7 protein-coding genes and 2 tRNA genes are annotated in these 8,254 nt (G+C 73.6%); 2 read left to right on the top strand and 7 right to left on the bottom strand.

Annotation, left to right across the window (positions count from 1 at the left end):
* Positions 1–37: 37 nt before the first annotated feature.
* Both NON19_RS32775 and NON19_RS32770 read left to right on the top strand, forming a co-directional pair.
* A complete protein-coding gene (locus NON19_RS32775; RefSeq protein ID WP_255932920.1) occupies positions 38–1,216 on the top strand; it encodes a M6 family metalloprotease domain-containing protein in 1,179 nt (392 codons plus the stop codon).
* Complete coding sequence (locus tag NON19_RS32770; RefSeq protein WP_255932919.1) at positions 1,213–2,460, top strand: M6 family metalloprotease domain-containing protein; 1,248 nt, start codon at positions 1,213–1,215, stop codon at positions 2,458–2,460. Before NON19_RS32775 ends, NON19_RS32770 begins: the two co-directional genes overlap by 4 nt.
* 26 nt (positions 2,461–2,486) lie before the next feature.
* Here the strand turns inward: NON19_RS32770 and NON19_RS32765 are convergent.
* From NON19_RS32765 to NON19_RS32735, 7 genes are all read right to left on the bottom strand, one after another.
* A tRNA-Lys gene (locus NON19_RS32765) sits at positions 2,487–2,562 on the bottom strand.
* 227 nt (positions 2,563–2,789) lie between these two features.
* Positions 2,790–2,865: transfer RNA gene (locus NON19_RS32760), tRNA-Lys, on the bottom strand.
* A 68-nt stretch (positions 2,866–2,933) separates the two neighbouring features.
* Positions 2,934–3,467, bottom strand: coding sequence for a bifunctional DNA primase/polymerase (locus tag NON19_RS32755; RefSeq protein ID WP_255932918.1), 534 nt, complete (start codon positions 3,465–3,467; stop codon positions 2,934–2,936).
* Positions 3,468–3,629: 162 nt separating this feature from the next.
* Positions 3,630–3,992 (bottom strand): DUF8844 domain-containing protein, encoded by a 363-nt coding sequence (locus tag NON19_RS32750; RefSeq protein WP_255932917.1) that lies wholly within the window; start codon positions 3,990–3,992, stop codon positions 3,630–3,632.
* A gap of 231 nt (positions 3,993–4,223) precedes the next feature.
* Positions 4,224–5,573, bottom strand: coding sequence for an AAA domain-containing protein (locus NON19_RS32745; protein WP_255932916.1), 1,350 nt, complete (start codon positions 5,571–5,573; stop codon positions 4,224–4,226).
* Positions 5,570–7,126 carry a hypothetical protein gene (locus tag NON19_RS32740; RefSeq protein WP_255932915.1) on the bottom strand — a complete coding sequence of 519 codons (1,557 nt, stop codon included), beginning with the start codon at positions 7,124–7,126 and terminating at the stop codon, positions 5,570–5,572. The genes NON19_RS32745 and NON19_RS32740 overlap by 4 nt, the downstream gene beginning before the upstream one ends.
* Positions 7,117–8,193 carry a hypothetical protein gene (locus tag NON19_RS32735; RefSeq protein ID WP_255932914.1) on the bottom strand — a complete coding sequence of 359 codons (1,077 nt, stop codon included), beginning with the start codon at positions 8,191–8,193 and terminating at the stop codon, positions 7,117–7,119. The genes NON19_RS32740 and NON19_RS32735 overlap by 10 nt, the downstream gene beginning before the upstream one ends.
* Between the last annotated feature and the right edge of the window lie 61 nt (positions 8,194–8,254).

Here is an 8,254-nt window from a genome sequence, read left to right as displayed (position 1 = left end):
CGCGGGGGGCGGGGGGTGGAATCGGCGCGGGGTCGCGATGCTGGTCGGGTTCGTGGCGCTGGTGGCGTGGAGCCTGGTGGCCGGGCCCGCGGCCGCCGCGCCGATGCGGGGGCCGTGCGCGTTGGAGCGCACCGACGTACGGCACTCGGAGGGCGTGGACCGGTGGAACGGCGGCTACCCGCGGCCGTTGGGCGATGTGAGCGCGGTCATGCTCTTCCTGTCGTTCCCCGACCACGTCCCCGTGGTGGACACCCGGGCGCTGACCGCCGATCACTTCCCGGCAACGACCACGTTCCTGACCCGCGCCTCGTACGGCCGCTTCCGGCTCCACCCGCACGTCGTCCAGCGCTGGTTCCGGATGCCGCGCCCCTCGACGGCGTACGGGATCCACCGCGACTGGGCCGACGGGCTGCGCGCGCAGTACCTGCAGGACGCGATCGCGGCCGTCGGCGCCGCCGTCGACTTCCGGCGCTACCCGGTGGTCTACCTGGTCGCCGACCCGGACGCCCGCGGTGTGGACGCCGACGCCACCAAGGTGATCAACCTCGCCCGCCCCATCCACTCCGGCCACGCCACCATCGACCGCCTGGTGACCGTCTTCGAACACCACCCGCCCGACCAGAACGTCCTGGCCCACGAGACCAATCACGTCTTCGACCTGCCCGACCTGTACTTCCGCCCGCCCCCGGGCAGCAACGACTCCTGGGACACCCGGGTGGGCGACTGGGACCTCATGGGCAGCCAGTTCGCCCTGGCCCCCGACTTGTTCGCCTGGCACCGCTGGAAGTACGGCTGGATAGATCCCGGCCAGGTCGTCTGCGTGGACCACCCCGGCACCACCACCCGCACCCTGACCCCCGTCGAGGTACCGGGCGGCACCAAGCTGGTCGTGGTCCGGATCGACGTCACCACGGCGCTGGCGTTCGAGGTCAGGGAGCCCCGGGCCAACGACCAACACGCCTGCACCCAGGGCGTACTGCTCTACGAGGTGCACACCGACATCCAGTCGGGCGAGGGGCCGATCACCGTGCTCGACGGCCATCCGTGGACCGGTGCGTGCTACGGCACGTCCGTCTATCCGCAGCTGGCCGACGCGCCGCTCGGCGTGGGCGAGTCGTACACGTACCACTTCGGGCGGCTGGCGAAGGACGTGCTGACCATCCATGTCGACCGCCACGGCCGCCGTGGCTGGACCGTCACGGCGGCCGAGCGATGAGCGGAGCGAAGCCCAGCAAGGTCCGGACGGGCCTCAAGGTCGCCGCGATAGCCGGTGTGCTGCTGCTCGGCGGCGGCAGCTCGACCATGACCGGCCCCACCGCACCCAGCGCGCCCCGGCTGCCGCTGGCCACGTCCGCCAGGGCCTGTGCGCTGCGGGCGCATCGCGGCACCGAGATGTCCGAGGGGTTCCCCGTGCTCCGCGACCCCGCCTACGCCCAGGCCACCGGGGAGGTCCGCGCCCTCACCCTGTTCATCGACTTCCCCGACGCTCCCGCCCGGGAGAGCGTGCGCCGCCGGTACGCCGAGTTCTTCCCGTTCGTGCCGCGGTGGTACGCCCGCGCCTCGTACGGCAGGCTGCGCTACCACGTGGTCCCGGTGCTGCGGTACTTCCGGATGCCGCGCACGTTCGAGTCGTACGGGATATCGCGCGGTTACGGGTGGTCGGTGCACCGCGCGATGATGCGGGACCTGGCCGCGGTGGTCGGGAAGAGCGTGGACTTCCGCGGCTACGACCTGGTCAACGTGATCGCCACGCCCAACGCGGGGCCGCCCGCGGACGAGACCGTGCTCTCCGTCACATGGACCGGCGGCACCGCCGCGCGCACCGAGGACGGTGCCCATCTGGACCGGGTCTCCATGATCTACGGCCATGACCAGGCCGGGCCGCGGGTGCTCGCGCACGAGAACGGCCACATATTCGGCCTGCCCGACCTCTACTCGGCCGATGACTTCCACCGCACGGACCGGCTCGCCGGCCAGTGGGACATCATGTCGCTGGACTGGGGGCTGCAGGGCGATCCGTTCGCCTGGCACAAGTGGCGGCTGGGCTGGCTGGACGACGGGCAGGTGGGGTGCGTCACGAGGGGCGGGGCGCGGATCTTCCAGCTCGCGCCGCTGGAGGTGCCGGGCGGCCGCAAGGCCGTGGTGATCCCGTACGGCCACCGGTCGGCGTACGTGGTGGAGGCGCGCACGGCACGCGGCAACGACGCGACGGTGTGCCGTGAGGGGGTGCTGGTGTACCGGGTGCGCACGGACGTGGACACGGGGGACGGCCCGATCGCGGTCGTTGACGCGCATCCAGGCACCACCGCGTGCGACTCCAGCAGCGGTTCGTTCAACTCCCTCAACGACGCGCCCTACGGCCCGGGTGAGCGGTTCGCCGACCGGGAGCGGAGCATAGGGGTCGACGTGTTGGCCAGGAACGCCGACGGCGGCTGGACGATAAGGGTCACACGAAAATAGGCCCCCACGATCAGGTGAGGGCCTAATGGTGCGCCGCCAGGGACTTGAACCCCGAACCCGCTGATTAAGAGTCAGCTGCTCTGCCAGTTGAGCTAGCGGCGCCCGCGGAAGAAATACTACCTGACGGCAGGGGGTGCCCCTGACCACTCCAGCCGCGGATCCGGAGCGCAAGCGGAATGCCGGGGCGGAACCGTGCTTGGGGCGCGGGCGGACGCCCCGGGGTGCGAGGCGAAGCCCGCCGGGGGCGGCCGGGGGCGCGGCCCCGCGAAGGGTCCGCCGCGCGCACCGCCAAACGCAGTCGGCCCCACATGCAAGCATGTGGGGCCTAATGGTGCGCCGCCAGGGACTTGAACCCCGAACCCGCTGATTAAGAGTCAGCTGCTCTGCCAGTTGAGCTAGCGGCGCCGGTCAACGTCGAAGACCTTAGCACCCGGATCCGGAAGAAGAAAAATCGATAAGTCTTCCGCTTCCGTTCACCCCTCGTCCCGCCCCTCCTGAGCCGCCCGCAGGCAGGCCCACAGCAGCACGGGCGCGCCCGGCAGCCAGGGATGCCGGGCGCCCGGCGCCACCAGCCAGCGCGACCGGCCCGCACTGTGCCGTCCGTCACACACCGGCACCAGCGGCGGTACCGTCACCGTCTCACCGGGCCCGTGGCACATCAGCGGCGGCACGTGCGCGCCCCACTCCTCCCAGGCCAGCAGCGCGGGCAGCCGCGCGGCGGTGCCGGGTACCGCGAACACCAGGATCCGGCCGCGGTGCACCGCCACCGGCCCGCAGCCCGGACCGGCCGCCCATAACCGGTCCAGGACCCGGCGGCCGAACAACGCCGGAAGGTTCACCACGTCGAACGCCGTGCCGCAGGGCAGCACGCTCGGTGCCGTGGGCCGCGCCGCCCACAGGGCGTGCACACTGCGCGGGAAGGCGCTGGCCGAGGCGAGCCAGTCCGCCCCGGCGACCGTGACGTACTCCGCGCGCAGCATGGCGTCCGGCTCCCAGGTATCCGTCATGGCAGACAGATCTACCTGCGGGGTGCGCTCTGTCGCGCCGGATCGCCGGAAACCAGGACGCCCGTACTCGCCCGCTACTACCCTTCTCGCATATGCCACCGGCGTGTGGATCCCGTGCATCCGCACGTGCAGGGCTTCGTGAACCGCTCAGTAGGTAGCGGCTCACTCGCGCGGCGGCTGCTCGTTGAGCAGCTCCAGGCCGAACTCCACCATCCGCTTCGCGTAGTCCTCGCTCCACTCGGCCCGCTCCGCGATCGCCGCGATCGAGACCCGGTCGAACCGCCCGGGATCCGCGAGCTGCGCCGCCGCGATCGCCTGGAACTCGGTGGCACGGTCGGCCGCCGCCCGGAACGCCAGCGTCAGCTCGGTGGAGCGGTCCAGCAGCCGTCCCGGGTCCTCTATCGACTCCAGGTCGAAGAAGTGCTCGGGGTCGGAGGCCGCCGCCTCGGGTTCGAAGAGCAGTCGCGCGGGCCGCATCCGGCGCTGTGCGTCCGGCGTCTGCTGAGCCGACTGCGGCTCGGACATCTAGGTACCTCCAGATCGTGGGCCGCCTACCATTGTCCCGCACGAGGCAAGCCCGCCGGGAGACCGCGCGTCCGACCGGGTCGCCGTTACGGTCTCCACCGCACCCGGTGCTCGGACAGCCGCGCCAGCACGGCGTGGTTGGCTTCCCAGCCGTCCGGGCTGTGTTCATCGGCCGCCTCCGGCGGCGTGCCGGACTCCGTCCGGCGGGTGTTGTGTGCGGGCGGGTCAGTCTTACGGTCTCCATCGCACCCGGTGCTCGGACAGCCGCGCCAGCACGGCGTGGTTGGCTTCCCAGCCGTCCGGGAACTTCACCGTCACCCCGAGCCGCACCGGCTCCATCGACGGGTGCTCGTCCAGCAGATCGGCCACCCCCGCCCGGCAGACCACCACGCACGCGTGCCGGTGGCGCGAGGCCAGTACGCACAGCCGTCCGGTCTCCAGGTGGAACGCGGTCGCGTCCGGCCGCCCGGAGAGTGGATGCAGCACCACCGTGACGTCGAACTCCCGCCCCTGCAACCGGTTCGCGGTGTCCACCGCGACCCCGGTCACCCCCAGCCCGGCCAGCGCCGCCCGTACTGCGGCGGCCTGGTCGCGGTGCGCGGTGCCCACCGCCACCCGGTCGGCGGTGAGCGGTACCGGCTGCTCGGACCGCTCGCTCACCGTCACCCCGCCCCGGTCCAGCAGCCGCCGCACCACCTGGGCCACCGCCGCGACCGCCTCCGGGTCGGTGCGCGGAGTGTGCCGTGCGGGCAGCTCCAGCAGCCCCCAACCGGACGCCGCCGCCTCGTCCAGCACCCGGTCAGGGCCGCTGCCGTCCGAAGCGACCCCGAACGTCAGCGCCCGCTCCCCGTGCCCGGTGCCGCTGCGGAACGGGGTGTACGGGTAGAACGCGTCGGAGATCAACGGCGCCGCCGAGGCGGGCAGCCGCCAGGACACCGGCAGCCGGTGTTGCGGCAGCCCCGGGTTGTGCGCGAGCAGGGTGACCACCGCGCTCGCCGACGGGTCGTACGACAGCCCCGCCCACTGCTCGGCGCCGACCACGCTGAAGGGGTCGAGCTGGCCCGGATCGCCGACGAACAGCGCCCGTTCGAAGAGGCCTGCGACCCGCAGCAGGGCGTCGGAGCGCATCTGGTAGGCCTCGTCCACGATCGCGTGCCGCCAGGGCTCGACGCCCTTGACATAGCCCCACTTCGCAGCGGTGGCGATCACCACCCGGTGTTCCCGCAGCTCCGCGACCTTGGTCGAACGCGTCACCGACGCGTGCCGCTCCAGCGCCGGGTCGGGCGGTGAGTCGCTGCCGTGCAACCGTCCGATCGGCAGCTCGGGATCGGCCGTGGCCAGCCGGTCCACCAGATCGTCCACCTGCGCGTTGGTCTGTGCGACGATCATCAACTGCTCGCCCGCGGCGGCCAGTTCGCGTGCCGCGCGCACCACCAGCGTGGACTTGCCCGCACCGGGCGGGGAGTCCACCACCACCCCGCGGTGCGCGCCGTCACGGGTGTCGCGCAGGATCGCCTCGGTGGCCTGCGCCGCGGCCTTCGCCGGGTCGGGCGCGCCGGATGCCGGGGACGCTTCGCTCACAGGTAGTCCTCGCTCGTCACGGGGTCGTGGGTGGCGGCGCCCGGCGCGCTCGACGGGGGACCGCCATGGGTCCACGGGGTGGCGTCGGCGTCCGGCAACTCCGGTCCGCCGCGCGGCGCGTGCTCGAACAGCGTCCAGCACAACCGGTCGCCCACCTCTGGCACCGAGCCCTCGTCCGGCACCTTGCCGCGCCCCATCCCGTTCAGCAGCTGCACCCGCAGCACGCCGGGTGCGGTCCACCCGGTGAACCGCGCCTCCTGCGTACGGCCGTCCGGCAGCGCCCGGTACACCGTGCCGCCCTCGTCCAGGTGCGGCTCGTCGTCGGTGGCGACCGTCAGCAGCGGGCGCGGCCTGGGCACCTTGCCGTCGGAGTACGCCATCTCCACCGCGGTGACCTCGCCCGCGAACGCCTCACCGGCCAGCCGCCGTCCGGCCATCACCAGCGGATCGTCCAGCGCCTCCTGCGCGTCCAGCCGCGCCTGCGCGGTCTCCCGGCCGGACAGCTTCTGCGCCGCGGTGACCGCGTCGTCCACCCTGGGCTGCGGCGGCTCGCCCGCCCGCAACCGGTCGCGGTGGCCGGTGTACGACCAGCGGTCCCGCTTCCAGCGGTCCTCGACGTGCCCGCCCGGCGGCAGGGCGCGCAGCAGGTCGATGCCGCGCCAGACGTCGTCCCACGTCGGCCGCAACTGGCTGGTCAGCAGCGCGCGGATCTCCCGTTCCGCGGGACCGGTGTCCGCGCCCGCCGAACGCGCGGCGTCATAGCGGTCGATGGCCGGGGCGAGCGCGGTGTTGTCGAAGACCGGGTCGGTGGCGGGCCCGGCGGGCGGGCAGCACAGCAGCCCGTCCGCACCCCTGCCGACCTGCGCGCGCAGCGCCGCCTGGGCGCCGTCCACGCCCTGCGGTGGGTCCAGCCAGGCCAGCAGGGCGCCAAGGTGCTGGTCCTCAAGGCCGCTCTGGCCGGTGGCCCAGTGCAGAGACAGCAGCTCGGTCATGGCGAGCAGCAGCGCACTGCCGGGGGTACGGGCCCGCTCGCCGTAGTGCGTCAACCAGCGGCCGAGCAGCGGGACTTGGGACGGCGCGGGGTACGGGTCCGCCGGATCCTCCTCAGCCGTGCGCCGGAACCGGGTGGCCCGGCCCAACAGCCGTACGTACTCCACTCCGGCCGGGTTGGGCACGATCAACTGCGGTGCGTCCTCGCACAGTTCGCGCTCGACGGACACCTTCTTCCCGGTCTCCGGGTCGGTTTCCCTGCCCGGCTCCAGCACGGTGCGGTCCTCGTACGAGGTGAGGTACGGCAGCATCTCGTCGGCCAGAGCCGCCAGGAACGCCGAGCGCAGGTCCCGGTCGCGCGGCTGGGGTACGACCAGCAGGTGCGGCGCGTCCCGCTCGGTGCCGACGAGGGCGCCCAGCGGTGCGCCCACCTCGCCCGCCGTGGTCAGCGGTACGAAGACCAACGGCCGGTCGGAGAGCCAGCGGTGCCGCACGGTCGCCAGCGGCTGCGCCCGCCCGGCCGCCACGGCCTGGGCCTTGGCCAGCGTCTCCATCAGCGGCATCCGGCCTCCTGGAGCGCCTCGGCACGCAGCGCCGCCGCTCGGCGCAGCACGGTGGCGGCCGGGTCCTCGTCGGCCCCGGCCGGCCCGGTCGCGGCGGACAGTATCCGCTCGATCGTGGTCAGCGTGCCGAGTTCACCGCGCAGCGAGCGGCCGAGCGACGCCACGGCGCCTTCGGCGCGGGAGCGCTCGCGGCAGTGGTAGGCGAGTTCGCAGGTGTCCAGGCACTCGGGGGCGTACGCGGCGGGTACGGCGGCCACGGCGTCGGCCAGTTGCTCACCGGTGGTGTTGGTGACGTCGAAGGTCGTGCCGTCCGGCAGGGCGGCGGCGATCTCCTCGATGCGGGTGAGCCGGGCCAACTGGCGCCGGGTCACGGCGAGTTGCTTGCGCACGTCGACCGCGCGGGCGGTGGGGACGTTGGAGAAGTCCCTGGGGCAGACCAGCAGCACCTCGTGCCGGGGCGGCGTCGGCAGCGGTTCCAGCGCCAGTACGTACACCGCGGCCTGGCGGGCCGCGGCGCCCACCTTCACCGCGTCGGCGCTGCCGTCCAGGATCGGGAACGACTTGACCTCGACCACCGTCGCCGAGCCGTCCGGGCGCACCGCGATCGCGTCCGGCTCCAGGAAGGCGGGGGCGCCCGCCACGTCGAGGGCCAGCATCGGGTGGTCCAGCAGCGTCCAGCGGCCCGCCGCGGCCGCCTCCGCAAGCGCCTCCCGGGTACGGGCGGCGCGGCCCTGCGGGCCGGGGGCGGACAGGTCCGGCAGCGTGGCGCCCGCCGCCTCGTCCGCGCCGAGCAGGCGGAGCAGTTCGGCGCAGCCGTCGGCCTTGACGCGGGCCTCGAACGCGTTTCCGCGGGTGAAGGCGAAGCGGGACTGGCCGAAGCGGGTGGGGGCGCCGAGTGTTTGGGCCACTTTGGCCTTGTCGACACCGGCCGCGTCCAGCAGCGCGCGGCGCGCGCAGCCCGGGTTGGCCGCCAGCGCGGCCAGGGCTCGGGCGTCCAGCGGTTTCGGCTGGACGTGCGGGCCGCGGAGCGTTGCCAGGGCTGCGCTTTTTCCGGTGAAGTCACTCACGCCGTGCAGTCTCCCACCGCGCGGGGGGCGCGCTCACGCGGGTTCGCTCGCGCGGGGGGAG

Origin of the sequence: Streptantibioticus rubrisoli (genome assembly GCF_024436055.1) — a bacterium.
In the GTDB taxonomy this organism is placed as follows: Bacteria; Actinomycetota; Actinomycetes; order Streptomycetales; family Streptomycetaceae; genus Streptantibioticus_A; species Streptantibioticus_A rubrisoli.
Note: the sequence above shows the minus strand (reverse complement) of the source record. Positions and strands in the feature narration are given on the sequence as shown.